The following is a 25,034-nucleotide window of genomic DNA, read 5'->3' as shown; positions in this document are numbered from 1 at the left end:
CCGGTCGTGAGGGGGCCGGCCCGGCGGGCTCAGCCCAGCCGAATGCCGGTCAGCTTGGCCGGATTCGCCAGATCGTAAGTGCCCCAGACCAGTCCGTCGCGGATGGTGAAACCCATGACCCGCGGCGGGTGTCCATAGCCTGCGGTGACGACCATGCCCAATTGCCCGTTGACCGAGGCGAATTCGTAGTTGTACGCGGGATCCACGGCGGTGCCGTCCAGGCCGTACTTGCGCACCAGGCCCAGGTAGAAGCGCGCGATCCGATCCGCACCGCGCAGGATGTTCACCGCGGTCGAGGTGGTGCCGTCGGCATCGCCGATCACCACCGAATCCGGGTGCAGCGCAGCGGTAACCGCGCGCACGTCACCGGAGCGCAGCGCGGTCAGGAAGCGCTGCACCGCGGCCTCGTGCTCGGCGTCCGACACCGGCGGCGGCGTGTCCGCCACCGCCTTGCGCGCCCGCACCGCGAGCTGGCGCGCGGCCTCGACCGATACGTCGAGGATCTCGGCGATCTCGTCGAACGGCACCGAAAGTCCTTCGTGCAGAACGAAAGCCACTCGCTGCGGCGGGGTGAGGCGGTCCAGCACCACCATGGCCGCGAGCCGGTATTCCTGCTTGCGGACCACCGCCTCCAGCGGGTCCGGCGTGCTCGACGGCGTGCGCGCGGTCACCACCGGCTCCGGCAGCCATTGCCCCACATAGCTTTCCCGGCGCACCGCGGCACTGCGCAAGCGGTCCAGGCAGATTCGGCTCACCACGGTGGTCAGCCAGGCGCGCGGGTCGTCGATCTCGGATTGGTGGGCGCCGGCCAGGCGCAGCCAGCTCTCCTGCACCGCGTCCTCGGCGTCGCCGACGCTGCCCGTCAGCCGATACGCGACCGAGAGCAGATGCGCTCGATGTGATTCGAACAATCCGGCAAGCAGAGCGGCAACCATCAGGGAGATTCTACGATCTCCGGGCCGGTCGGTTTACCGCGGTGCCCCGGCCCGGCGCGCGGCAAGGCCGATGCTCAGATCCGGCGTTTCGTGACAACATGACTCGATGGACGCACGCGCGCTGTCGAACGGAACGGTCTGGCTGTCGATCCCCACCGCCGCCGATATCGATGCCATCACCGAGTGCTGTCAGCATCCGTCCATCGGCGAGTGGGTGACCATCCCGGTGCCCTATACCCGGGACAACGCGCAGACCTTCGTCGATGACATCGTCCGCCCCGGCTGGGCGGGCCGCAGCCCCACCTGGGCGCTGCGCCTGCGCGAGGGCGGCACCGTGGTCGGCATGATCGGCCTCGGCGAGCGGGACGAGTCCTCGGCCGAGATCGGCTTCTGGCTGGCCCCGGGCGAACGCTCGCGCGGCCTGATGACCCAGGCGGTGAACCTGGTCTGCGACTACGCCTTCCGGCCCGACGGCCTGGCGCTGCGCCGGATCAGCTGGCGCGCGTTCGTCGGCAACTACCCCTCCGCCGCCGTGGCCCGCCGCACCGGTTTCCGCTACGAGGGCCTGGCCCGGCAAGGCAGCCTGCAACGCGGCCGCAGCCGCGACCACTGGCTGGCCGCGCGTCTTCCCACCGACCCGCCGGGACCCGCGGAGGGCTGGCCCGCCGAGTTCGACCGGGCCCTGCAACGGTAATTGTCGTGGTCAGGGGACCGGCCGTGCCGGGCTGTCGGGGGTCTCAGGGAGAATGGTCCGGAATCGATGCGAGGAGGGGCTGTGACCGACGGTCCACTGATTGTGCAGAGTGACAAGACGCTGCTGCTGGAGGTCGACCACGAGTTGGCCGACGCGGCGCGGCAGGCCATCGCGCCGTTCGCCGAGTTGGAGCGCGCGCCCGAGCACGTGCACACCTATCGGGTGACGCCGCTGGCCTTGTGGAACGCGCGCGCGGCCGGGCACGACGCCGAGCAGGTGGTGGACGCGCTGGTCAACTTCTCCCGGTACGCGGTGCCGCAGCCGCTGCTGGTCGACATCGTCGACACCATGGCCCGGTACGGGCGGTTGCAGCTGGTCAAGCATCCGGCGCACGGGCTGGTGCTGGTCAGCCTGGACCGCGCGGTGCTCGAGGAGGTGCTGCGGCACAAGAAGCTCGCGCCGATGTTCGGGGCTCGGCTGGACGACGACACCGTGGTCGTGCACGGCTCCGAGCGCGGCCGGATCAAGCAGATGCTGCTGAAGATCGGCTGGCCCGCCGAGGATCTGGCCGGCTACGTCGACGGCGAGGCGCATCCGATCGAGCTGGACTACTCCGACGACAAGTGGCACCTGCGCGACTATCAGGAGATGGCCGCCGACTCGTTCTGGGCGGGCGGCTCCGGGGTCGTGGTGCTGCCCTGTGGCGCGGGCAAGACGATGGTCGGCGCGGCCGCCATGGCGAAGGCCAAGGCGACCACGCTGATCCTGGTCACCAACACGGTGGCGGGCCGGCAGTGGCGCCGCGAGCTGCTGGCGCGCACCTCGCTGACCGAGGAGGAGATCGGCGAATACTCCGGCGAGCGCAAGGAGATCCGCCCGGTCACCATCGCGACCTACCAGGTGATCACCCGCCGGACCAAGGGCGAATACCGGCACCTCGAGCTGTTCGACAGCCGCGACTGGGGCCTGGTCATCTACGACGAGGTGCACCTGCTGCCCGCGCCGGTCTTCCGGATGACCGCCGACCTGCAATCGCGCCGCCGCCTCGGCCTCACCGCGACCCTGGTCCGCGAGGACGGCCGGGAGGGCGACGTGTTCTCGCTGATCGGCCCGAAGCGCTACGACGCGCCGTGGAAGGACATCGAGGCGCAGGGCTGGATCGCCCCCGCCGAGTGCATCGAGGTGCGGGTGACGCTCACCGACGCCGAGCGGATGTCCTACGCCACCGCCGAGCCGGAGGAGCGCTACAAGCTGTGCTCCACCGCGCGCACGAAAATCCCGGTGGTGCAGTCGATCCTGGCCAAGCACACGGATGCGCCGACCCTGGTGATCGGCGCCTACCTCGACCAGCTCGACGAGCTGGGCGCCGCGCTGAACGCGCCGGTGATCCAGGGTTCGACGAAAACCAAAGAGCGCGAGGAACTCTTCGAGGCGTTCCGGCAGGGCGATATCCCGGTGCTGGTGGTCAGCAAGGTGGCGAACTTCTCCATCGATCTTCCGGAAGCCTCGGTTGCGGTGCAGGTTTCGGGCACCTTCGGCTCCCGCCAGGAGGAGGCGCAGCGCCTGGGCCGGTTGCTGCGGCCGAAACACGATGGCGGCCAAGCCCATTTCTACTCGGTGGTGGCCCGGGATACCCTCGACGCCGAATACGCGGCGCACCGGCAGCGTTTTCTGGCCGAACAAGGGTATGCCTACCGAATCATGGACGCCGACGACCTGCTCGGACCGCCCATCGGATAAGTGGAGGCGACTCCTCCGTAAACTGTGCTAGGAATAGGGACGTGCGACGCTTCGAATTCCCGGTGGACCGCAAGCATGCCCGCGCGGTCAACGAAGTCTTCGCCGACCAGCGTCGACTACGTATAGGGGCGATTGCCGCAGCGATCATCGCGACCGCAGGCGCGGCGTATTTGATCTACCTGGACCACCCGTGGGCCTACCTGCTGACCATCGCATTCATCCTCGGCGCGGTGGTCTCGCTGTGGGTGGCCTTCTGGACCGCGCGACACGCGAGCATCGACAAGCTCTACACCGACGGTGAGCTGGTGCCCGCGGTGGTCTCGGAGACCTATCCGGCGAGCGTGGTGCTGCTTGCCCTGGTCGACGTGGCCAAGCCGGACGCCACCGATCCGCGCTACGCGCTGGTCATCCGCCGGGTCCGCGCGCTGCCCGGGCACGAGATGGCCGCGGGGGAGCGGGTGCCCGCGGTCGCGGTGCGCACCGATCGCGCGCCGCGGCAGGTCGGGGAGCGCTGGCAGTCGGTCAGCGCCATGCCGATCGCCTGGGGCACCACCGACGACGAGGTGATCGAACGCGCCCGCGCCGCGATCAGCGACGCCGAATGGCGTTTGCTCACCGACAATCTCGCGCTCACCGAGAAGGTCCGGCGCGCGCCGGCCAAGCGGCTGCTGCTCGATCCGCACCAGCTGCCCGACGATCTCGGTTCCTGAGCCGGGAAAAATCCCTGATTTCGGGTTGCGCCGCCGCTTAGACTCCGAAGATGGTTCCGATGTCCAACCTGCTGGCGTTTCTCGCGGCGGCGACCGTCCTCATCATCGTCCCCGGGCCCGGGGTGCTGTTCACCATCGGACGGGCGCTCACGCTCGGCCGGCGCGCGGCGTTGCTGTCTGTAGTCGGGCATTGCATGGGCGTGTTCGTCGCGCTGCTGCTCGTCGCGGTGGGGCTGGGCACGTTGCTGATGGCCTCCGCGCTCGCGTTGACCGTGATCAAGTTCGCCGGTGCGCTGTACCTGATGTACATCGGCGTGCAGGCGATTCGCGAGCGTAAGACGCTGCTCGACGCGCTGGGCGCCAAGGTCGACCTGGTACCGGACGCGAAGGTGCTGCGCCAGAGCGTGATCGTCGGCGTGACCAACCCGAAGGCGATCATCTTCTTCGCGGCGATCCTGCCGCACTTCGCCGATCCTGCCGCCGGGTCGCTGCCGCTGCAATTCCTGATCCTCGGCTCGATCTTCCTGGCGATCGCGGTGGTCTCGGACAGCGCGTGGGCGCTGCTCGCGTCCTCCGCGCGCAGCTGGTTCGCCCGCTCGCCGCGGCGGCTGGAGGCGGTCGGCGGGGCCGGCGGGATGATGATCGTCGGGCTCGGCGCGTCGGTGGCGCTGAGCGGCAGCACGGACTGAACCGGCTACCATCCATCGGGGTTGGTACGGCTGTACCGGAAGTAAGAGGGGTGGTTGTCGAATGAGGTTGTCCGGCTGGATGTGTGCGGTGGTCGTGGGCGCGGTCGTCACCGCGGGGGCGCCTGCCGCCGCGGACCCGCCGCCCGATCCGTTCACCGGATCGTCCGGCCTCGGCGACCCGTACTACCCGGAGGACGGCAACGGCGGCTACGACGCCCGTCACTACGACGTCACCATCGACTACGAGCCGGCGAGCCATCAGCTCACCGGGAAGACCCGCATCGACGCCCTCGCCACCCAGGCGCTGCGCGCGTTCAACCTCGACTTCGCCGGCCCGGACGTGCGTGCGGTGACGGTGAACAACCTGCCCGCCGGGTTCAACCGCAACGGCGAGCACGAACTCACCATCACCCCGTCGGTTCCGCTGCTACCCGGCCTGCCGTTCACGGTGACCGTGGACTACGCGGGCATCGCGCAGAACACCGAGGGCAACGGCTGGACCTACGCGCCGAGCGGCGGCGCGTTCGCCGCGGGCGAGCCGCACTCGGCGACCAGCTGGTACCCGCTCAACGACACGCCGCAGGACAAGGCCACCTTCGCGCTGCACGCGACCGTCCCCGCGGAGTGGGAGGTCGTCTCCAACGGCCTGCGCACCCAGGACGAGGTGCAGGGCGAGCGGCGCACGGTCAGCTGGGCGGCCAACCAGCCGGTGATCGGCTACCTGACCACCATCGCGATCGACAAGTTCAGCTTCCTGGAGCAGCGCCGGGCCAACGGCACCCCGCTGATCAGCGCCTTCGCCCCGCAGGCCGAACGCAACCGGGAGACCGAGCAGCGCCTGCCGGAGATCCTCGATTTCATCGAAAGCCTCTACGGCCCTTATCCGTTCGAGTCCTCCGGCGGCATCTACGTGGACGCCGACATCATGTTCTCGCTGGAGACCCAGACCCGGCCGATCTACGCGCCCTGGACCGACCTGCCGACCGCGGTGCACGAGATCACCCACCAGTGGTGGGGCGATTCGGTGTCGGTGCGGCAGTGGTCGGACGTGTGCCTGAACGAATGCTTCGCCAGCTACACCGCCGACTACCTGTGGCCGGAGCAGAAGGAGGGCAAGGACGTCGACGCGGAATACCGGCAGACCCTCCAGAAGTACTTGGCCAACAGCGAGTTCTGGGAGATCCCGCTGGCGAACCCCGGCGCCGGAAAGGAATTCACCTCGGTCTACTACCGCGGGCCACTGTTCCTGCACGCGCTGCGCAGGCAGCTCGGGGACGCCGTATTCTTCGCCGCGGTACGGGAATTCAACGCGGCGCACGCCTACGCGAACGCGTCGATGCCGGAGTTCCGCACGTTCGTGCAGTCGAAGTCGCCGACGGATCTGACCGGCTTCTTCGACGCCTGGCTCAACCAGAACACCCCGCCCCCGGACGAGTACCTCTACCCAGGCACCCTGCGCGGCTGAGCCACCATCGAGGTTAGTCAAATGGTCGCTAAATGATCTTCAACAGCAACCATTTGACTAACCTCGATGTTCGAGAACGACCATTTGACTCACCTCGAATTCCTTGCCGTCTCTGAACCGGACCACAGCCAAGGAACCACGCCGGAACTGCCACGTTGCCCATCCCAACTGCGGGAGGTAAGCCGGGTACCCCACCTGACGCGCCCAGCATTACTCGATCATCCCCAGGGACCAGGTACACCTATCCAGGCAGGCACAACAACAGACATCCCAGAGTGACCTGGCAATAGAAAGCTGAAGACCTACACAGGTTTTCACTGGAGCAGTGCTGGGCGCGTCGTGTGCCGTACCCGGCTTACCTCCCGCAGCCAGGTGCGTGTTCGTCGAGTTCCGGCGTGGTTCCTTGGCTGTGGTCCGGTTACAAACGCTTCGGACAAGAGCGGGTCGGGTCGGTGGCGGTTTCGGTGGTGGTCCAGGGGTGGGTTCGACGGTGAACCTGCCTGCGAAGCGGGTGAACCTGCCTGCGAAGTGCCCCTCGAGCCGGTTTCTCCCAAGATCCGCACTCGCTCTCGGGATCCGCACCGAGAATAGGGCCCTAAAGCCAGTGCGGATCCCGAGTCAGGGTGCGGATTCCGCTGTCCGCGTGGCGAACTGGGGGCGCACATCGTTTGCAGTCTGTGCTGGCTGGTCGGTGTCTGCGGCTGATCCTTATTCGCCGTCGACGCGCTCGCGCGCTCGCTCAACCCAGCGTTCGGCTCGGTCGAGTTGCTTTTGCGCCGAACGTAATTGGTCTTGGGCTGCGCGTTCGGCCGCGCGGGCGAACTGCCGTTCCTGTTCGGCCTGGGCGAGCGCTTCCTTCAGTTCGGTGATCCGGGAGTCGATGTCGCCCAGCTGATCTGCCGCACGGTCGGCCTCGTCGTGCGCTGAATCCCTGGTTGTGCGTGCGGATTCGAGGGACTCCAACGCGTCGTCCAGATCGTGGCGCGGATTGTCCTCGGCGGGAGCCTCGGCCGGTTCGGCCGCGTCGTCGACCGCGACCAGCCCGGGACCGGCCGGACCGAACCCGTCATAGGTCGCCGAGGTGGCCAACGTCCCGTTGTGTACCTGCTCGGCCACCTCCGGATCGGCCAATGCCGCGTTCAGCGTCTGCCCGACCTCGCGCAGCACGCTCTCGTTCACCGGACGCTCGTGCTCCGCGGCCAGCGTGCCTGCCTTTTTGGCCAGTGCGTTGACTGCCTGTTGCCGCTGCCCGGTCAGGCTGCGCAGCTCGGCGCCGGACAGCTTGCGCTGCGCCGAACGCAGCGCCGCACCCAGCTGGAGCAGCGCCGCCACGTCCTCGGGCGCCTCGCGGGCCAGCAGGTTCACTGTCCACGCGGTGATCGTGGGTTTGCGCAATTTGCCGATGGCGGTCGCGAGTTCCTTGTCGCCCGCCTCCTTGGCCGCGTCGGCCTTGGCCGTGCGGGCGGCGACGAACTCGCCCGGGGCGAGTCCGTACAAGTCGCGGGCAACCTCGTCCAGCGTCATACTGGCCAAGCGTAACGACTCGGTCCGCCGGAGCGAAAGAACCCACGTGTTGGACGAATGTCCACGTTATGGGTAATACGCGAAAGGCATTGCTAGTGAATAGCTTTGGATTCCAACTGCTCGGCCGCCTACTGCCCAGCATCCTCGGGTACGCCCTGCTCGGCATGTGGAGCACCTGGTAGTCCGCACGTCCGCAAGTCTCGATATCACCCGTAGAGCTGATGCGGTCGCACTCGGCGTCCGGGTATCCTCACCGCGTTCGCGAGCGGCGTGAATGTGTTCGGTGAGAGAGGTTTTCAGGTGAAGTTTCCAGGAGCGAGGCTGCTGGCACGCGTGGTGCTTGCCCTCGTCGCGGTGGCGGCGGTAATCGTCACGCTGGTCGGTTGTTCGTCGGCCAAGGATGACAGCAAGGCCGGCGGGTCGTCGGCCAAGGTCGGTGACTGCATCGTCAAGGGTGCCTCGGCCGATGCCAAGACCGAGACGGTCGACTGCTCGTCCGACAAGGCGGTCTACAAGATCGCGCAGAGCTCCGACAAGAAGGTCGACTGCGCGACGGACTACACCGCCTACCAGGCGAACCTCGCAGGCGGCACCGCGTTCCTGTGCCTGGCGCCCAATTTCAAGCAGGGCAGCTGCTACAACGAGAGCAGCGCGGCCGGCGTCAAGAGCGTGGACTGCGGTTCCACCGAGGCGACCTTCAAGGTGGTGAAGCGGATCGACGGCGAGGCCGACGAGCTGCTGTGCGGGGCCGACGCGGACAGCTTCCGGCTGATCTCCGAGGCGCCGAAGACCACCTTCTGCCTGGCCAAGCCCAAGGCCTGATTATTCGAGCAGGGCGACCGACGCGATCCGGTGCAGCGTGAAGTGCCGGACCGCGCCGGTCACCGGGTCGAGCGCGTCCAGCTGGCCGTTGCCGACCTTGAGCGGTTCCACCACGCGCTGGGTCGCCACGCCGGACGCGTCGACGTAGCCGATATTCACCGAGCGCCGCACCCGCGCCGCCAGTTGCAGCAGGGCCAGGGTCGCCGCGGTGTTGGTCCGGGTGCCGTCCATCCGCACCGATTGCGCGGAGCGCGCACTGGTGGCGCGTTCGGCCGCGCGCAGCTCGGTGACGAGCAGTTCCAGCTGTTCGGTGCTCGGCGGCATCGGCCGCCACGGCGGCCGGGCATTGGGCCGGGCGGAGATTCGCGCGCCGCGCTGCCGCAGATCCACGATGATGCCCGCCGAATCCTCGCCGGCCGGCGCGAAACCGGCCGCGCGCAGCTGCTCGAGCACCTCGCCGAGCGGCGCCTGGGCGATCGCCACGGTCGGCGCGATGGCCCGCAGCGCGAGCGTGCCCGCCACCGGTGCGGCCAGCACCTGGGCCAGCAGCGCCGGGTCGTCGCTGCGCAGGAACGACTGGGCCATGCCCGCCCGCAGCTGTCCGTGCCGCCGGGCGACGTCGTCGATCAGATAGGTCAGCGCCTGCGGGATCGGGGTGCGCGAGTGCTTGGTGAACAGCGCGTGCAGTTCGGCGGCGGTCAGCCCGGCGTCGAGCGCGCGGCGCACGGACGTCTCGCTGATGCGGTAAACCGTTGCCGCACCGGCGGATTCGACGTCGGCGACCAGTTCGATCCGCTGCTGTAGGTCCGCGGTGAGCGGGCCGGGGGCGATCACCGTCAGATCCGCCTGGACCAGCACGTGATCGACCGGCGCAGGCAACGCCGACTCCATCGCCGCCTCGGCATCGGCCGCGCTGGTCGGCGAGCCGTGCAGCAGCGCGCGGGCCGGGGAGCCGAGCGCGCCGCGGCCGACGAAGCCGAGCGCCGCCGCCTCGGCCAGCGTGTGTTCCACCGCCTCCAGCCGAAAGTGCCTGCGCCAGCGCGGTTGCCGCCAGGCGAGCACCCGGCCGAGGTCGGCGGGGGTGAGGGCACTGCCGGATGGATATTCGGCGAGCAGGCCGAGGATCGCGTGCCGGTCGCGGGGCGCGTGCGGGGTGCGCAGCTCCAGCGAGAGCGCCGCGAGGGGTTTGTCGTTGGCGTCGCGGAGACCGATCATCCACGGCATTCGGTCCATATCGAGCCACGCCATGGCCAGTGCGGCCCAGCGCCGGGCGAGCGGCGCCTCCAGCCAGGCGTCGACCGCGGGCGTCGGCGCCCAGAAGTCGTCGGTCGAGTCGACCTCCGGCGGCGGGTCCGGCAAACCCTTTTCGATCAGTCGTGCGGCGGCCAGCAGTTCCACCAGCAAACCCGCCCGCGGCTCGTCGATGCCGGCCTGCTTGGCGATCCGGCGCAGTTCGCGCACGCCGAGCCCGCCCGCGCGCAAGGCGGGGGCCGGGGCCTGCCCGAGGATGTCCAGGATGGCGGTGCAGTGCCGCAGCAGCTCGCCGACTTCGCCTGCGGCGACGGCGTTCACGTCGGCGGAGGTCTGTTTCTTCGGCTTCGGCGCGGGCGGGGTCAGCGCGTGCGGGTGCGTCACCGGCTCGTTGCGCAGCACCTGGCCGACCGTGACGGGCAGTTCCACCGTCTCGTCGTCGATCCGGTTCAACAGCCTGCGGGCAAGTAGCTGCTGCACCGGACGATCGGCCGGGGTGCCCGGCGCGGCGTCCCTGGTGCGCCCGCGCGGGCCGGTGGTGGCCAGCTTGTCCAGCAGCGCCCGGGCGGCCGAGCCGAGCTCGGGCAGGACCTCGCGGACCTCGGGTTCGGTGAGCGAGTCGGGGATCTCGGTGGTGCTGCCGATCGGCCAGGGCAGCGCCTCGACCGCGGCGGTGATCAGGTGCAGCGCATCGTCGCTGGTCCAGACCAGTGCGCGGGCGGTCAGCCGCTCGATCGCCGCATCGATGGCCGCGGTGCTCACCCGTTCGTTCAGCTGCACGTGCAACTCGGCGCGGGTCAGCGGAGCGCCGTTGCTCTCGGTGCGCGTCACCCCGTGCACCGCAAGGGTTTCCAGGATCGCGAAATCGAGAGTGTCCAGGTCATCGGTGGCGCGCAGCACCGAGGCACGCTGCTCGGCCCGCGCGGCCAGCACGGCCATCGACGAGGGCAGCGGCACAGCCAGATCAGGCCGGAGTTCGAGCAGCGTGACCAGTTGGGCATCACTGCGTGCACCGAGCCATCCGGCGAGGGAGGTCGCGGTCATCCGATCCAGCCTACGGTCTCGGATCGGGGTACGCCGGTGCGGCGTTGACTGCACAGCAGATACCCAGGTCATCGCCGATTTCGCGAGTGCATGGACAACCGGCCGACTTACCTACGCGCACACCACCGGTCGCCGACGCGAAGAGTTTGCCGACTAGCTCTGGCCTGCGGCTCGGAGCGGCGGACGAGCCGCTAGCATGAGGGTCGTGGTGAACAAATCGAAGAAACCGTATGTCGACAACGGCTGGCCGAAGGTCGCCGAAGGTGACCACGCGGTCACCGAACTCTCGTCGACCCGTTCCGGTGGACTCTCGCCGTACGGTGAGGACACCGAGTTCCCGCTTCCGGCGGATCAGCTGCCTTACATGCACCCGAACACGGTCATCAACCGCTGATTTTCCGGACGGGAAGTCCGACAGATACGAATAAGGCCCCGCATCCGAGGATGCGGGGCCTTATTCGTGGTTGATCAGGAAGGCAGCAGACCCTTGTTCGCCTCGTAGAAGTTCACGATGGCGGGATCGAGCTTGGCGTTGCTCGCCTTGGCGGCGTTGAAGAAGTCGAAGGCTTCCTTGGGCACCTGGACGCCCTGGCCCTGAACGACCTCGAGTGCGCGGTCGACGGCCGAGAAGACCTGCTGGGTGCTGTCCGGCGCGGCCTGAGCGGCCTGCGGCGCGGGCTCGGGGCTCCAGCGCGGGGTTTCGTTGGTGGTGGGGGCGGAGCGCTGGGTGGGCGCGCTGCTCAGGCCCAGTTTGGAGGAGCAGCTCGGCCAGGCGCCCCAGCCTTGGGAGGCGAGGACCTTCTCGGCCACGGCGATCTGCTGCTCGCGGGAGGCCTGGTTGGCGCTGGCCGCGTACTCGCCGCCACCGTGGGCCTGCCAGGTGCTCGGGGAGAACTGCAGTCCACCGTCGAAACCGTTACCGGTCTTGATGCCCCAGTTACCGCCGGCCTCACACTGTGCGAGGCGATCCCAGTCGGAGTCGGGTGCCGCGCTGGCGTTGCCAGCGAGGGCCACACCCGCGGTGCCGATGATCGCACCGGTCACAGCAACCTTGGCTACCGTGCGTCCGGTGGAGCTTGGCTTGCGATGGCGTCCACTCATATCGGGTTCGTCTTCCTCTCGACGCACCTGCGAGGTCATCGGTCGGGCTGGACTGAGAGGTCGTCATGCCCGCCCTCGCCCCTACGTTTCCGTCGGGTTTCCGGTGTCCCGCGGGGCGAGGTTCGGTGCGGCGGGCCGGTGTGTGCCGGTTGTCCCGGCTCGGTAAGAACGGTACGACGATCGGCGGGAAAAATCACCATTTGGTAACCGGCGTGTACGAGCGGGTCTCGGCCCGGTCTCGGCCCGGGCGTAGACCCTTCTTTGCAGCTAGACGCGGTGCGCTCAGACGAGTGCCGGGCCGTCACCGGTCCGTGACCTCCCCGTTATGTGACGAGGATCACAACGGGGATTTGGTAACGACAGACTCGGGTAACCCGTTCGCAGCGCACCGGTGACCTTCGAGTCAGATCGATCCGAACACGGGTTCGATCATCCCCTGTGGCCAGGGCCGATCGCCGCCGGGCCGATCACCGCGAGCGCCGCCCCGACCGCAGGGCGAAGACGATCGCGAACAGAAATCCCAGCGGCGCGAGCAGCGCGGCGAAGTAGAGCCACAGCCCCGGCGATCCGTCCGACAGCACCGGGATCAGGAAGATGGCGACGATCGCCAGCAATCCCAGCGCGAACAGGCCGAGCGCGAGCTGTAGCAACCAGTCGCCGGGCCTGCGCTGCCCGCCCCCGGTCGACGAGGGATCGGCGTTGTGCGGCGGTGGTGAAGCGGAGGGGTTCGTCACCGGACGACCGTAAAACTGATGTGCTTGCGTTATAGGCACCGGGGTAGACTCGTAGGCAAGCGCGTCCCGCATCACTGCTGGGCGCGTTCTTTTCGCAAACAGAAGAGAATCCGTTCCGGGCGTTGTGCCGCAGCGGATTCCGTGAACAGATGTGCTCGGGCCGGTGGGGTTCGAGTTTTTCGATGATGAACGGGTGAGCGCAGTGCCGACCGGCAGGGTGAAGTGGTACGACGTCGAAAAGGGCTTCGGCTTCCTTTCCCAGGACGAGGGTGAGGACGTCTATGTCCGTTCGTCCGCGTTGCCCGATGGCGTCGAGGGACTCAAGCCGGGGCAGCGCGTCGAATTCGGCATGGCCGCGGGCCGTCGTGGCCCGCAGGCGCTGAGCCTGAAGCTGCTCGAGGCCCCGCCGTCGGTTCGACAGGGCCAGGAGCGGCAGGAGCGCGAGCGCGTCCGCAAGGAGCCGGTCGCCCGCAAGCACACGCCGGACGAGCTGCACGGGATGGTCGAGGACATGATCACCCTGCTCGAGGCGACGGTGCAGCCGGACCTGCGCAAGGGTCGCTACCCGGATCGCAAGACGGCGCAGCGCATCTCCGAGGTCGTCCGCGCGGTCGCGCGCGAACTCGACCACTGAGTTTCGACTGATCGATAAAACCAGCGCGTGGGCTCATGAGCCCACGCGCTGGTTGTCGTAGCTGAGGGTCAGGCGGCGGTGCTGATCGACCAGGCCGCGTGCGGCAGGTAGAACTCCTTGCCCGTGTCCTTGTCCCTGGCCAGGATCGGCAGCTGCAACTCCACCCCGACCAGCCGCAGATCCGGTTCCGGATGCGAGTCGATGGTGACCGCCAGCGCGCCGGCGTCGAAGTTCGCGTGGCTGATCACCCGGTCGATCCGGTCGCCGTTGGGCAGCGCGTAGACCAGCTGAGCCAGCCACGGCGCGTCTGCCACCTGCTTCGGCAGCGACAGCTGCAACGGGTAGTCCTTGGGCACCTTCAGTTCGATGGTCTGCCCGTAACGGCAGTCCTCCATCTGCACCGTGCAGTACACGTACGGGGTGACGTCCACCGTCTTGCCGTGGGCGTAGGCGGTGATCACCGGATCGTGCTCGTCCGCGTTGCGCACCAGCACCACCAGGACGCCGACGAAGGCGACGGTGAACACGAGTAGTGCGGCAACGACGAGTGCGCCGATCGCGCGCGGGCTGAGCTTCTCGCTCACTGGCTCGGGTCTCCTATTCCTGGCTGGATACGGCTGGTCTCGCCGCCGCTCGTCCCTGGTCGACGGTATGCGTTCGAAGTCTGTGGCATCGGCCGGGTCGCGGGAACCTCCTGTTCCGCGTGTTGCGGACGATTTCCGCCGAGGCCGGGCAGCAGCGAATGCCCGCGGTAGCTGACGAAGGTCTGCACCAGGCCGATCACCAGGATCGCGGTGACCACCGCGAAGCCCTTCCAGTAGTCGGTCGGCAGCAGCACGCCCGCCGCGCCGCCGACCACCCAGCTCAGTTGCAGCACTGTCTCCGAGCGGCCGAAGCCGGACGCGATCGACTCCGGCGGCAGATCGTCCTGGATCGAGGCGTCCAGCGACACCTTCGCCAGCGCACTGGTGCACGAGGCGATCAGGGCGGCAAGCGCCGCGCCGAGCAGGTTGTTGGCGAACGTGGCGAACAGCGCGACCAGCGTGCAGGCCGCGGTGCAGCCGAGCACGATCAGCGTCGGCTTGCCGAGCTTGAGCCGGGCGCCGGTGGCATTGCCGGTGAAGTTGCCCAGCGCGGCCATGGCGCCGACCACGCCGAGCATCGCGGCCTGCTGGGCCGGGCGGTGCTCGGTGGCCTTGGCGACGAAGGCGACGTAGAAGGTGAGGAACCCGGTCAGCACCCGGATGGCGCTGTTGCCCCACAGCGAGGTCACCACCGAGCGGCCCAGCGGCTGCCTGCGCTTGCGCGGCGGCGTCGCGGATTCCTTCTCCGGCGAAAGCGCTTCGGTCGGTGCGTGATAGCTCAGCGTCGCGGGCACCTCGCCCTCGGTGACCTCCACCCAGGACGGGATGCGCAGGCTGAGATAGGTTCCGGCACAGGCGATCACCGCCGCGAAGATCAGCGCGCCACTGGAGCCGGCGATGGCGGCGGCGAGCGCGGCGATCGCGCCCGCACCCATGGTGCCGCCGACCAGACCGAACACGGTGAGCCGAGAGTTGGTGCGCACCAGGTCGATATCGGGCGGCAGCACGCGCGGCGTCACCGCGCTCTTCAACACCGAGAACGATTTACTGCCGATCAGCATGCACAGCGCGAGCGGATACAGTGCCCAGCTGTCGAATTCGAGGATCAGCACCACCGCCACCACCGCGCGCAAGGCGAACGAGGTGGCCAGCGCCACCCGGCGGCCGTGCTGCAACCGGTCGAGCATCGGGCCGATCAACGGGGCGATCACCGCGAACGGGGCGATCGTGATCAGCAGGTACAGCGCGACTTTCGTCTTGCTCTCCGCGGTGGCGCTGGCGAAGAACAGCGTGTTGGCCAGCGAGACGGCGACCGCGGCGTCCAGCGCGAAGTTCGCCATCGTCGCGTAGGTCAGCGCGGTGAGGCCGGATTTGTCGGCGCCGTCCGCCTTGGCCGCGCGCTGGAAGGTGGCGATGCCCTTCTCGGTCAGCTGGCGGCCGCGCATGGCGGCGACGCGGGTGACCGTGAGTTTGCGCGGAACGCGTTGGGTGCCGGGCGGAACCGCGGTGTCGTCGGCGGGCTCGTCCGATTGCTCGGGCAGCGGCGCGGTGGGCGGCGGCACCGCGGCCTTCGGCTCCGGGCGCGGCGGCGGCGGGTGGTGCGGCGGTTCCGGGCGATGCGGGAAGACCCGGCGCGGGGTCTCGTGCCTGCGGGTCTCGGCCTCGGCGGGGTCGGGCGGGTCGGAGCGCCGGGCTAGCCGGTCGGGGTCCAGCGGCGGCAGCGGCCTGCGGCCGGACGGGGTGTTCGGCGGCGGATACCGGTCGAAACCGGGGTGCCGTTCGATCGGCGGATACTCCTCGCCGTCCCACCGATCACGGTCGGGACCGGAAGGTTCGCGGGGAGTAGTCACATCCTCAATTCTGTCGTACTTCGGTGCTGGGCGTTCACTCGCTGTCGAAGGTGTCGGCGGAAGGTGACGTTCGTCGCGTCGTTGACGGCGGTGCATCTCCCCGGACTTCCCCGCACAGCGAATCGCATGCGAATCGGTGTGCCGGAACTCACCGCGATCAGGCGGGCACGAAGCGGACCTCGAAGGTGGTCGGCCAGTTCTTCCCGGCCAGCAGGAAGCGATCGGTGCCGGGAATCTGGGCGATCCCGTTGAGCGTGTCCTCGCCGTTCGGGATGAGCGGCCGCGGCAGCAGGCCGGCCGCGTTGATCTGCGCGAGCACCTGGCCGCTGTCGGGGTCGATGCGCAGGATGGTGTCGCCGGGCCAGTCGTTGGCGTAGACCGAACCGTCCTCGGCGCAGTCGAGTTCGTTCAGCCGCGCGTTCTGGTGACTGGTCAGCCGGATCGAGCCGGTCGGCGCGAAGGTGACCGGATCGCGGAAGGTGAGCGTGTCGGTGCCGTTGCTCATCACCAGCCGCCCGGCCCTGGTGCACAGCCCCCAGCCCTCGCCCTCGTAGGACGCGCGGCCGACCTCGGCCAGCGTGTTCGGGTCTCTGGCGAAGGCCGTGTGGTCCTGCCAGGTCAGCTGCCACAGCTTGTCCCCGGCGAGGGTGATTCCCTCGCCGAAATAGGGCGCGGGCAGGTCGACCCTGGCCAACTGCTCGCCGGTGAAGCGGTTGGTCGCGCGCACGCTCGACGCGCCCGACAGTCCGGTCCCTTCGTAGAGGACGTCGCCATCGATTTCCAGACCTTGGGTGAACGCGCGCGGATCATGCGACCGGGTGGCCACGACCTCGACATTCATCGCGGGCGACGCATCATCGGCCGCCGCACACCCGCCCCAGATGACCAGACCGACCAGCACACCGATGGCCAACGTCTGCCGATTGCGTTTCATACGGCAAAATGTAGGCCGTGAGCGCAGTTTCTGTTTCTGAGTCCGGTGTCCGGCCGATTCTGGCCGATGCCGTCGATCTGGCCCGCCGTGCGCTCCTGGAGTTGGAACCAGCCGGTGTCGGGGCGCATCTCGGCGTGGCTGCCGAGGACGACAGCGCGGCAACCCACCACTTCGAGGCCACGCTGCCCGGCTATCGCGGCTGGCAGTGGGCGGTCGTCGTGGCGGCCCCACCGGAGGCCGACTACGCGACGGTGAGCGAATCGGCGCTGCTGCCCGGGCCGGACGCCCTGGTCGCGCCCGACTTCGTGCCCTGGGACCAGCGAGTCCGCCCCGGCGACCTGGCCCCGGGCGACCTGCTCGCGCCACCCCCCAACGACCCGCGCCTGGTGCCCGGCTACGTCGCCAACGGCGACCCGGCGGTCGACGAGGTCGCCCTGGAGATCGGCCTCGGCCGCACCCAGGTGCTCAGCCTCGAAGGTCGCGAAGAGGCCGCCGAGCGCTGGCACGCCGAATTCGGCCCCGATGCGGACATGGCCAAGGCGGCCCCGTCCACCTGCGGCCTGTGCGGCTTCTATCTGCCGCTGGCCGGCTCGATGCGCGCGGCCTTCGGCGTCTGCGGCAACGCGATGGGCGCGGACGGACACGTCGTGCACGTCGCCTACGGCTGCGGAGCCCACTCCGACACGGTCGCGCCGACCGGCGGTGGTTCGCCCCTGTACGAGGCATTCGATGACGCGGCCGTGGACCTGATCCCGGCCGAGGAACTCGTCGCGCCTGCCGCGGCAGAGCCCGCCGCCGAGGTCGAATCAGCTGATGAGTCGGCCGTGGCCGAATCGGCCGCACCGGTCGCCGATGCGACATCGGTCGCTGACACCGAATCCACCGAGGCAACGGAAGCACTTGTCGCCGAGGCCGAATCGGTTGTGGCGGATGTCGAAGCAGCACCGGCTGAGGTCGCCCCCAGCGCCGAGACCGTCGCCGAGTCGGCTGATGTGGCAACGGCACCGGTCGAGGAAGCTCCGGCAATCGAAGCTGAATCCGCCGACGAGCCGGGCGCGTCGCCCGTGACCGATTCGGTTGCACCGGTTGTCGACGCGGCACCGGCTGAGGCCGCGCCGAGTGTCGAGGCCGAACCGGTCGATGCGTCGGCAGTGGTTTCGACCGAGCCTGCCTCGAATGTTGTGCCCCCCGTCGCCGAGACGGGATCGGCCGATGCAGCAGTTGTCGCGGATGCCGAAACCGCGCCGGCCGCCGAGGTCGATTCGGTTGTGTCGGATGCCGATGCGGCACCGGCCGAGGTCGCGGATGTCGTGGCGGCGCCGGCCGAGGTCGCGCCCAGCGCCGAGACCGTCGCCGAGTCGGCCGATGTAGCAACAGATGTTGCCGTGGCACCGGTCGAGGAGGCTTCGGCTACCGAAACTGAATCCGCCGAGGAGCCGGTCGCGGCCGTCTCGGTTGTCGATGCGGCGGTGGCCGAGGGCACGCTGAGCGCGGACGTGCAGGCCGATGAAAGTGGTTCTGCGGCAGGCGATGTGGCGGAGGCAAAGCCGAGCTTCGACGTTGTGGTGGAGCCGAGTGGTTCGGTCACCGTGGTTGCCGATAGCGGTGACGCGGAAGCCGACGCACCGGCGTCCTCCGGTGCCGAGCAGGTTGTCGACGGCGGGGCCGACTCATCGCCGCAGAGCTGACCGAGACGGCCGATCCGTTCGGCACCTCGGCGTTGCGGGCGGGCGTGCTTGCCGCCTGGCGTGATTCGCCGACCCGGCTGCGCGAAGACGCGGCGACCGAGGCGGATCTGGTGCGCGCCGGGTACCGCGACCGGCTGCTGACCGAGCTGGCGCAGAACGCGGCGGACGCGGCGGCCAAGGCCGGCGTCGTGGGGCGGCTGGTGGTCCGGCTCGACGGTGCGCACCTGCACATCGCCAATACCGGTGCGCCGCTGGATCTGTCCGGCGTGCACGCGCTCACCGCGCTGCGCGCGTCCGGGAAGTCCGATGTCACGGCCGTCGGCCGGTTCGGCGTCGGCTTCACCGCCGTGCTGTCGGTCAGCGACGAGATCGAACTGCGCTCGGCCACCGGCTCGCTCCGCTTCTCCCGCGACCTGACCTGGGACGCGCTGCGGCACAACGATATCCGGATCCCCGACAGTGCGGCCAGCGACCAGCCGGGCGAGTTCGCGCCGCCGGTGCTGCGGATGGCCTGGCCGACCGAGGCCGTCCCGGTCGCCGGCTTCGACACCGAAGTCGTGCTGCGCCTGCGCCCGGACACCGATGCCGCCGCCCTGCTCGCCGGCCTGCACGACGAAGCCGTCGACCTGCTGCTGGAACTGCCCGCACTGCAACACATCACGATCGATGCGGCGGAATTCACCAGCACCACCAACGATCTCGGCGACGGCCTGCAAGAGGTGCGCGTCGCCGGCCCCGACGCGTCCCGGACCTGGTGGCAATACCGCGCACCACACGCCCGCTGGCTCCTTCCGGTGCGCAACGGCAGGCCGACCGCCGCCGCCCCGGACGTGCTGCGCGCACCGACCCGCTCCGACGAGGAACTCTCCCTCCCGGCCCTGCTGATCGCCGACATCGCCATGCAGCCGGACCGCCGCCGTCTCCTCCCCGGCGCCCGCCTCCCCGAACTCGCCGCCGGCTACGCGGATTTCGCCCGCGCCCTGCCGCCCCGCGATCGTCTGGTGCTCGTCCCCAGTCCGGGCTTCGCGCGCAGCGAGGCCGACGGCCTGCTCCGCGAGGCCCTGATCCGCGAACTCCAGACCAAGGCGTGGCTCCCGATCGTCGTCGCGCCCAGTGCGGGCAGCAAGGCCGCTGAGGACGCCGCAGCGGCCCTGTTCGACCCAGTGTCACAACACGGCTCATCCACCACGCCCAGCTCCGCAGAAACGCTCCTGTCGGTTTCGCCGGCCGCGGATTCCGCGGTACGCGCCGAGACTTCGGCCGGCGATCCCGATTCGCCGGTAGCCGCAGACACCGGAAATGCACCGGCATGGCCGGACGCGATGTCCACCGGCGCGGGTGCCGAACTGCTCGACGACTCGGCCTTATTCGACGCACCTGCTGCCGATCCGGTCGACGTCGCGGTGCCTACTCGGGCGAGTGCGTTCACCGGCCTGACCGACGACTTGGCCCAATTGCTCGACGACGTGGTCGGGCCGTTGGTGATTCCGGAGTTGTCCCGGCCCGCGCATGCCGAGGCCCTGGGTGTGCTGGATGTGCACCGCCTCGGATTGGCGCGCCTGGCGGAGCTGTCCAGCGGGCTGGAGCGTGCACCGCACTGGTGGTATTCGCTGTACGAGGCGCTGGAGCTGTTCGTAGGCGATCCGTTGGCCGCTGAAGAGCTTGGCGCGCTTGCGGTTCCGCTCGCCGACGGACGATTGGTCACCGGCCCGCGCACGACCGTGCTCGACGACCAGCTCGAGGTCGCGATTCCGGTGCATTGGGCCAGGCTGGTCCATCCCGAGGCCGCGCACCCGCTGCTGGCCCGGCTCGGCGCACGGTCGGCGACCGCCGAAGATCTGTTGAGCGAACCCGACTTACGTGCCGAGCTGGAAGATCACCCGGACGACGCGGACACCATCGACGCGGTCCTGCGCCTGGCCGTGCTCGCCGATCCGGCCGCCCTCCCGGCCTGGCTCAGCCTGATCGAATTGCCCGACATCGACGGCGAATTGCGCCCGGCCGACGAGCTGCTGCTGCCCGACGCCCCGCTGCGCGAGCTGCTGGTCGAGGATTCGCCGTTCACCGCGATCGATCCCGCGGTGGTGGAAGGCTATGGCGCGCAAGCGCTGCGGGCCATCGGTGTCGGCTGGGACTTCACCGTGGTGACCGAGGCCGATCCGACCGGCCCGGATCACGATCTGGACGACGAGGACCGCTGGTGGTCGACGCTGTCGGACGACCCGCCGGAGTTCGCCGCGATCCGCGATCTCGACCTGGTAGACGACGCCGCCTGGCCGGAGGCGTTGTGGCAGTTGGCTTCCGCGCCGCGCACCCGCCGCCTGCTCACCGATCGCAACGGCTACACCGCGTGGTGGCTGCGCACCAACGCGCGCATCGGCGGCACGCCGCTCGGCCTGATGCGGCACCCGTCGGACACCGAATTCGCCGAGCTGCTGCCGACATTCGCGGTTCCCGGTCTGGCCGACGACGCCACCGCGATGCGCGCGATATTGGCCGACTCGTCCGTGATCACCCCCGAATTGGCCACGGCCCTGCTCAACGCCCTCGCGGATCCGTCGAAAACGCCTACCCCCGAGGTGGTTTCACGCACGCACGCGACGTTGGCGGCTGCGGTGGCCGAGGATCGCCTGGAACTCACCGATCTCGACCTGCCCGACCGGGTGCGCGCGCTGTCCGGCGACGTCATCGATCCGGCTCAGGCCCTCGTCCTCGATCAGCCCTGGTTCGGCCTGGCCGTGCCCCCGAATCGCTTGGTAGCCGGCGACATCGAGGCCGCTTCCACCTTGGCGACCCTGCTCGACCTGCCCCTGGTCTCCGAGTCGGTCACCGCCGAGATCCTGACCCCCGGCCGCCGCACCACCTGGTCGGCCGAACCGCTGGGAGTCGTACTGCGGCAACTGTTCTCGCTGCCTCGGCAGGCGGGCGATCTGGTGCTGCACGACGATCTGCAAGTCCGTCTGCACGGCGCGATCGAGACCACCGCCTCGGTTCCGTGGTGGCGCGACGGCGACACCGTGCACGTCCGGACCCCGCGCTAGCCGACCGGCGAATCCGCCTGTCCCGCAGCGGCAATCGCTAAGCGGCGTACTCGGCGATCATCTGGCTGAGCAGATCCAGCTGCGACCGCACGCTCTCACTGTCGTTGTCCACCAACCAGCGCAGCACCACTCCGTCGATCACATTCAGCGTGAACCGGCTCAGCGATTGCAGCGGAACCGACCACTGATTCCCGGTCGCGTCCCGCGCGTGTTCGAGGATGTCGCCGACGGTGGAGTCGTTGAAGTTGTACTGCTCGCGGGCGATTGCGAGTTTCGCTGGAGTTTGCTCACCCTCGCGCAGTGCGTAAGTGGTGGTTTCGTAAGTGAGCAGTTGGCGTTCCGGAGTGGCTTCTATGTTGAGCCACATCAGTTCCAGTCCCGCGCGGATCAATTTTTGAAGTGCTTCTTTTCCACTTCCGACGTCTTGCCATACTGTTTCATTGGCGTCGACAGAATCGCGTAATTCCATCGACAACGCCTTGACCAGCTCGGTCATCAGCGCGTCCTTGTTTTCGAAACAGTAATGCACCACTCCAAGCGAGACTCCTGCCGCTTGGGCGACATCGCGCGTGGTCACGCCCGCAACGCCCTTTTTTTCGGCAAGACCGATAGCGGCCTCGATAAGGTGGGCCCGTCTTTCTTCGACGCTCAATCGGGAGGACACCCCAGGGAGTTAAGCGCTCGGGGAGCGTGCAGTCAATTCGCCGGTAGAAAAATCTCGACTGGACGAGTGACCAGTTGTGTGGTTCGCTGCCATCAGATCGAAGGAGACGCGTATGCCGCTGTCGCGCAGAACCGTTCTTGCCCGAACCGTTGTCGGTTCGGCGACGCTCGCCGCCGCCGCGGCGGTGCCCGCCATGTCCGGCGCGCTCGGCGCCGAGGCGGCGGCCGCGCCGGGTTCCGGTGGTTACGAGCTCGGTGTCGGTATTTCCGACATCACCGGGCCTGCCGCGGAATGCGGAATGATGGGATATTCCCAGCTCGAGCAGCAGACGGCGGGGATCCACCTGCGGCCGCGGGCGCGCGCATTCATCATCGGCAGCGCCGGGCGGCGCATCGTTTTCGTGGTCGCGGAGAACGGGATGATCTTCCAGTCCGTGCACCGCGGCGTGCTCGCGGAGCTGGCGCGGCGCTTCGGCGATCGCTACACCGAGCAGAACGTGGTGCTCACCTCGACGCACTCGCACGCGACCTGTGGCGGCTCCAGTAACGATTACGCATACAACCTGTCCATCTTGGGATTTCAGCAGCAGGTGTACGACGCGGAGGTCAACGGGATCGTCGAAGCCATCGCCGCCGCGGACGCCGATCTCGGCCCCGGCTCGCTGGCGCTGGGTCACGGCGAGCTGCACGACGCGAGCGTCAACCGGTCCCGGGTGGCCTGGGAACTCAATCCCGTTGCCGACAAACAACACTTCCCCGGGGCGATCGACCCGGCGGTGACGGCCCTGTCCCTGGTCAAGGGTGGCCGGCCGGTCGGCGCCATCACCTGGTTCTCCACCCACTGCACCTCGATGACCAACGAGAACCGGCTGATCAGCTCGGACAACAAGGGTTACGCGGCGTTCGCCTACGAGCACCTCGAACACGGCGTGCGCTACCTCGACGGCACACCGGGTTTCGTCGCCGCCTTCGCTCAGACCAACGCGGGCGACATGTCCCCGAACCTGAACCTGCGCCCCGGCTCCGGCCCCACCGAGAACGAGTTCGACAACACCCGCATCATCGGCGAGCGCCAGTACCAGGCGTCGAAAGACGCGCTGGCCCAGGCGCAGTCGATGAGCGGGCCGGTCGACTCGATGCTGTGTTACATCGACCTGGCCGACATCGCCGTCGACGGCCGGTTCACCCCGGACGGGCAGCCGCGGCACACCGCGACCGCCGCGGCCGGCGTCTCGCTCATCGCGGGCAGCATCGAGGACGGACCCGGCTTCCCCGGCGCGCCCATCCCGGAGGGCGTACGCAACCCCTTCCTGGACGCCCTCGGCGGCCCCGACACCCCCGCCCCGGCCTGGCTCGCGGATGCGCAGGCGCCCAAGGCGATTGCCGCGCCGCTCGGCCTGATGCCGCCGGTGGCCTGGGTGCCGAATGTGTTGCCGATTCAGATCGTTCGGCTCGGCGAGCTCTACTTGGCCGCCGCCGGTGGGGAATTCACCATCACCTCGGGCCTGCGCGTGCGCCGCGCGGTCGCGGACGCGCTCGGCGTGCCGCTGGAACAGGTGCTGATGCAGGGTTATGCGAACGCCTACCACGAATACGTCACCACCCCTGAGGAATACGACTCGCAGCAGTACGAGGGCGCCTCGACCCTGTTCGGCCGCTACACCCTCTGCGCCTACCAACAGGAATTCACCCGGCTGGCAACGGCATTCGCGGCCAGGCAGGTCGTCCCGCGCGGCCCCGCCCCGCGCGACGCGTCCAACTTGCAACCGAACTTCCAGCCCGGCGCGGGCCCGGACACCACCCCGGCCGGCCGCGGCTTCGGCGACGTGCTGACCCAGCCCGCCCCGTCCTACGCCCCTGGCACCCAGGTCGCCGCCGAATTCGTCTCTGCCCATCCGAAACACAACACCCGCCGCAACAGCACCTTCCTGGAAGTGCAGCGGCAGAACGCGTCCGGGGAGTGGACGCGGGTGGCCAACGAGGGCGAGTGGGCGGTGAAGTACTTCTGGAGCAAACGCGGCGCGGCCGAATCCGTGGCCCGGTTCACCTGGGACATCCCGGCCGACACCACGCCGGGCCGATACCGGTTCCAGCACTACGCCGACAGCCTCACCCCCGACGGCGCGCTGCACCCGTTCACCGGTACTACCAACGACTTCGAGGTCGGCTGACGTCCGTGTGTGAGCTACAGGCCGGTCTGCGCGCCCTTGTCGCCGCGGCGCGCCCCGCGCCGCTGGATCAGGAAGATACCGAGCGCGAGCACCCCGACCACCAGCCCCATCAGGCAGACCGGCAGCACCGACGCCCACCGGTCACCGCTGGCCCAGACCACCAGGGTGGCCACCAACCAGAGCGCGCAGCCGACCGCGAGCACCGGGCGCGGATCGGTCAGCCGGGGCGGGATCTGCGGCACATTCTCGGTCACGGCACCAGCGTAGCTGCGAGAACGGGCGTCCGACGCGCACCCGTCCCGTATCGTTCAGCTCTGTGACAACGCCATCCGATGTTCGAGCCCTCGCTGGTGAACTCTCACTGGCAGTGGTTCGACTGACGCGTCATCTGCGCGGCCGCCGCGCCGACTCCCAGATTTCGCTGACCCAGCTCTCCGCCCTCGCGACCCTGGCGCGCGACGGCGCGATGACACCGGGGGCGCTGGCCGCGCGCGAGCGCGTGCAGCCGCCGTCGATGACGCGCGTGATCGCCTCGCTCACCGACCTGGGGATGGTCGAGCGCAAGCCGCACCCCACCGATGGTCGCCAGATCATCGTGTCGCTGTCCGAGGCGGGCAATGCGCTCATCGCCGACGAGACGCACGCCCGCGAGGCCTGGATGACCGAGCAGCTCTCCGGCCTCACCGACAATCAGATCGACGTGCTCACCCAGGCCGTCGGCATCATGAAGCAGATCGTCGCCGAATCCGAATAAGGCGGT

21 protein-coding genes and 1 pseudogene are annotated in these 25,034 nt (G+C 69.0%); 12 read left to right on the top strand and 10 right to left on the bottom strand.

All coding sequences use genetic code 11. The features are described 5' to 3' along the window. Nucleotides 1-29: 29 nt before the first annotated feature. Entirely contained in the window at nucleotides 30-935 is a 906-nt protein-coding gene (locus tag AB0M22_RS35940) for a sigma-70 family RNA polymerase sigma factor (RefSeq protein ID WP_364736477.1), read from the bottom strand. A 106-nt stretch (nucleotides 936-1,041) separates the two neighbouring features. Here AB0M22_RS35940 and AB0M22_RS35935 point away from each other — a divergent pair, with 106 nt between their 5' ends. From AB0M22_RS35935 to AB0M22_RS35915, 5 genes are all read left to right on the top strand, one after another. Beyond that, nucleotides 1,042-1,629, top strand: coding sequence for a GNAT family N-acetyltransferase (locus AB0M22_RS35935; RefSeq protein WP_364736475.1), 588 nt, complete (start codon nucleotides 1,042-1,044; stop codon nucleotides 1,627-1,629). Between the two features lie 81 nt (nucleotides 1,630-1,710). After that, the gene (locus tag AB0M22_RS35930; protein WP_364736473.1) at nucleotides 1,711-3,369 is read left to right on the top strand and encodes a DNA repair helicase XPB; all 1,659 of its coding nucleotides are present in this window, start codon (nucleotides 1,711-1,713) and stop codon (nucleotides 3,367-3,369) included. A gap of 41 nt (nucleotides 3,370-3,410) precedes the next feature. Further along, on the top strand, nucleotides 3,411-4,079 hold the full coding sequence (locus tag AB0M22_RS35925) for a DUF3239 domain-containing protein (protein WP_364736471.1): 669 nt from the start codon (nucleotides 3,411-3,413) through the stop codon (nucleotides 4,077-4,079). A 50-nt stretch (nucleotides 4,080-4,129) separates the two neighbouring features. After that, nucleotides 4,130-4,768: a LysE family translocator gene (locus AB0M22_RS35920; RefSeq protein ID WP_364736469.1), complete on the top strand. Its 639-nt coding sequence runs from the start codon at nucleotides 4,130-4,132 to the stop codon at nucleotides 4,766-4,768. A gap of 61 nt (nucleotides 4,769-4,829) precedes the next feature. Beyond that, nucleotides 4,830-6,233, top strand: coding sequence for a M1 family metallopeptidase (locus AB0M22_RS35915; RefSeq protein ID WP_364736467.1), 1,404 nt, complete (start codon nucleotides 4,830-4,832; stop codon nucleotides 6,231-6,233). 708 nt (nucleotides 6,234-6,941) lie between these two features. On the opposite strand, the gene AB0M22_RS35910 is transcribed toward AB0M22_RS35915, so the two are convergent. Further along, nucleotides 6,942-7,757: a hypothetical protein gene (locus AB0M22_RS35910; protein WP_364736465.1), complete on the bottom strand. Its 816-nt coding sequence runs from the start codon at nucleotides 7,755-7,757 to the stop codon at nucleotides 6,942-6,944. Between the two features lie 300 nt (nucleotides 7,758-8,057). Between AB0M22_RS35910 and AB0M22_RS35905 the strand changes: the two genes are divergently transcribed. Next, nucleotides 8,058-8,579 carry a hypothetical protein gene (locus AB0M22_RS35905; protein ID WP_364736463.1) on the top strand — a complete coding sequence of 174 codons (522 nt, stop codon included), beginning with the start codon at nucleotides 8,058-8,060 and terminating at the stop codon, nucleotides 8,577-8,579. On the opposite strand, the gene AB0M22_RS35900 is transcribed toward AB0M22_RS35905, so the two are convergent. Then, nucleotides 8,580-10,874 carry a helicase-associated domain-containing protein gene (locus tag AB0M22_RS35900; protein WP_364736461.1) on the bottom strand — a complete coding sequence of 765 codons (2,295 nt, stop codon included), beginning with the start codon at nucleotides 10,872-10,874 and terminating at the stop codon, nucleotides 8,580-8,582. 205 nt (nucleotides 10,875-11,079) lie between these two features. Here AB0M22_RS35900 and AB0M22_RS35895 point away from each other — a divergent pair, with 205 nt between their 5' ends. Then, entirely contained in the window at nucleotides 11,080-11,268 is a 189-nt protein-coding gene (locus AB0M22_RS35895; protein WP_150403929.1) for a hypothetical protein, read from the top strand. 74 nt (nucleotides 11,269-11,342) lie between these two features. Here the strand turns inward: AB0M22_RS35895 and AB0M22_RS35890 are convergent, their stop codons facing one another. Beyond that, nucleotides 11,343-11,975 carry a resuscitation-promoting factor Rpf1 domain-containing protein gene (locus tag AB0M22_RS35890; protein WP_364736460.1) on the bottom strand — a complete coding sequence of 211 codons (633 nt, stop codon included), beginning with the start codon at nucleotides 11,973-11,975 and terminating at the stop codon, nucleotides 11,343-11,345. A gap of 467 nt (nucleotides 11,976-12,442) precedes the next feature. Beyond that, nucleotides 12,443-12,709: a hypothetical protein gene (locus tag AB0M22_RS35885; RefSeq protein WP_364736459.1), complete on the bottom strand. Its 267-nt coding sequence runs from the start codon at nucleotides 12,707-12,709 to the stop codon at nucleotides 12,443-12,445. Between the two features lie 202 nt (nucleotides 12,710-12,911). Between AB0M22_RS35885 and AB0M22_RS35880 the strand changes: the two genes are divergently transcribed. Further along, on the top strand, nucleotides 12,912-13,343 hold the full coding sequence (locus AB0M22_RS35880; RefSeq protein ID WP_191094095.1) for a cold-shock protein: 432 nt from the start codon (nucleotides 12,912-12,914) through the stop codon (nucleotides 13,341-13,343). 68 nt (nucleotides 13,344-13,411) lie between these two features. On the opposite strand, the gene AB0M22_RS35875 is transcribed toward AB0M22_RS35880, so the two are convergent. From AB0M22_RS35875 to AB0M22_RS35865, 3 genes are all read right to left on the bottom strand, one after another. Next, entirely contained in the window at nucleotides 13,412-13,927 is a 516-nt protein-coding gene (locus tag AB0M22_RS35875) for a DUF2771 domain-containing protein (RefSeq protein WP_364736458.1), read from the bottom strand. Continuing rightward, nucleotides 13,924-15,777 (bottom strand): MFS transporter, encoded by a 1,854-nt coding sequence (locus AB0M22_RS35870; RefSeq protein ID WP_364736457.1) that lies wholly within the window; start codon nucleotides 15,775-15,777, stop codon nucleotides 13,924-13,926. The genes AB0M22_RS35875 and AB0M22_RS35870 overlap by 4 nt, the downstream gene beginning before the upstream one ends. A 157-nt stretch (nucleotides 15,778-15,934) precedes the next feature. After that, a complete protein-coding gene (locus AB0M22_RS35865; protein WP_364736455.1) occupies nucleotides 15,935-16,711 on the bottom strand; it encodes a glutaminyl-peptide cyclotransferase in 777 nt (258 codons plus the stop codon). 17 nt (nucleotides 16,712-16,728) lie between these two features. Between AB0M22_RS35865 and AB0M22_RS35860 the strand changes: the two are divergent. Together AB0M22_RS35860 and AB0M22_RS35855 are read left to right on the top strand one after the other, a co-directional pair. Then, a pseudogene (locus AB0M22_RS35860) lies at nucleotides 16,729-17,463 on the top strand (DUF3027 domain-containing protein); the annotation flags it as partial. A 980-nt stretch (nucleotides 17,464-18,443) separates the two neighbouring features. Continuing rightward, nucleotides 18,444-21,440 (top strand): ATP-binding protein, encoded by a 2,997-nt coding sequence (locus AB0M22_RS35855; RefSeq protein ID WP_364736453.1) that lies wholly within the window; start codon nucleotides 18,444-18,446, stop codon nucleotides 21,438-21,440. Nucleotides 21,441-21,477: 37 nt separating this feature from the next. On the opposite strand, the gene AB0M22_RS35850 is transcribed toward AB0M22_RS35855, so the two are convergent. Continuing rightward, nucleotides 21,478-22,092 (bottom strand): TetR family transcriptional regulator, encoded by a 615-nt coding sequence (locus tag AB0M22_RS35850; RefSeq protein WP_223885260.1) that lies wholly within the window; start codon nucleotides 22,090-22,092, stop codon nucleotides 21,478-21,480. A 124-nt stretch (nucleotides 22,093-22,216) separates the two neighbouring features. On the opposite strand from AB0M22_RS35850, the gene AB0M22_RS35845 reads away from it, so the two are divergent. Then, nucleotides 22,217-24,274 (top strand): neutral/alkaline ceramidase, encoded by a 2,058-nt coding sequence (locus AB0M22_RS35845; protein WP_364736451.1) that lies wholly within the window; start codon nucleotides 22,217-22,219, stop codon nucleotides 24,272-24,274. 14 nt (nucleotides 24,275-24,288) lie between these two features. On the opposite strand, the gene AB0M22_RS35840 is transcribed toward AB0M22_RS35845, so the two are convergent. Next, nucleotides 24,289-24,528, bottom strand: a complete 240-nt coding sequence (locus AB0M22_RS35840; RefSeq protein WP_364736449.1) for a DUF2530 domain-containing protein — start codon at nucleotides 24,526-24,528, stop codon at nucleotides 24,289-24,291. Between the two features lie 62 nt (nucleotides 24,529-24,590). Between AB0M22_RS35840 and AB0M22_RS35835 the strand changes: the two genes are divergently transcribed. Next, nucleotides 24,591-25,028 (top strand): MarR family transcriptional regulator, encoded by a 438-nt coding sequence (locus AB0M22_RS35835; protein ID WP_364736447.1) that lies wholly within the window; start codon nucleotides 24,591-24,593, stop codon nucleotides 25,026-25,028. Nucleotides 25,029-25,034: the final 6 nt, after the last annotated feature.

Origin of the sequence: Nocardia sp. NPDC051756 (assembly GCF_040681495.1) — a bacterium.
GTDB lineage: Bacteria > Actinomycetota > Actinomycetes > Mycobacteriales > Mycobacteriaceae > Nocardia.
Note: the sequence above shows the minus strand (reverse complement) of the source record. Positions and strands in the feature narration are given on the sequence as shown.

Bases quoted from the DNA above. Each gene is read 5' to 3' on its own strand.
- AB0M22_RS35890 (WP_364736460.1), bottom strand. From the start codon at position 11,975: ATGAGTGGACGCCATCGCAAGCCAAGCTCCACCGGACGCACGGTAGCC.
- AB0M22_RS35910 (WP_364736465.1), bottom strand. From the start codon at position 7,757: ATGACGCTGGACGAGGTTGCCCGCGACTTGTACGGACTCGCCCCGGGC.
- AB0M22_RS35935 (WP_364736475.1), top strand. From the start codon at position 1,042: ATGGACGCACGCGCGCTGTCGAACGGAACGGTCTGGCTGTCGATCCCC.
- AB0M22_RS35920 (WP_364736469.1), top strand. From the start codon at position 4,130: ATGGTTCCGATGTCCAACCTGCTGGCGTTTCTCGCGGCGGCGACCGTC.
- AB0M22_RS35940 (WP_364736477.1), bottom strand. From the start codon at position 935: ATGGTTGCCGCTCTGCTTGCCGGATTGTTCGAATCACATCGAGCGCAT.
- AB0M22_RS35845 (WP_364736451.1), top strand. From the start codon at position 22,217: ATGCCGCTGTCGCGCAGAACCGTTCTTGCCCGAACCGTTGTCGGTTCG.
- AB0M22_RS35900 (WP_364736461.1), bottom strand. From the start codon at position 10,874: ATGACCGCGACCTCCCTCGCCGGATGGCTCGGTGCACGCAGTGATGCC.
- AB0M22_RS35865 (WP_364736455.1), bottom strand. From the start codon at position 16,711: ATGAAACGCAATCGGCAGACGTTGGCCATCGGTGTGCTGGTCGGTCTG.
- AB0M22_RS35915 (WP_364736467.1), top strand. From the start codon at position 4,830: ATGAGGTTGTCCGGCTGGATGTGTGCGGTGGTCGTGGGCGCGGTCGTC.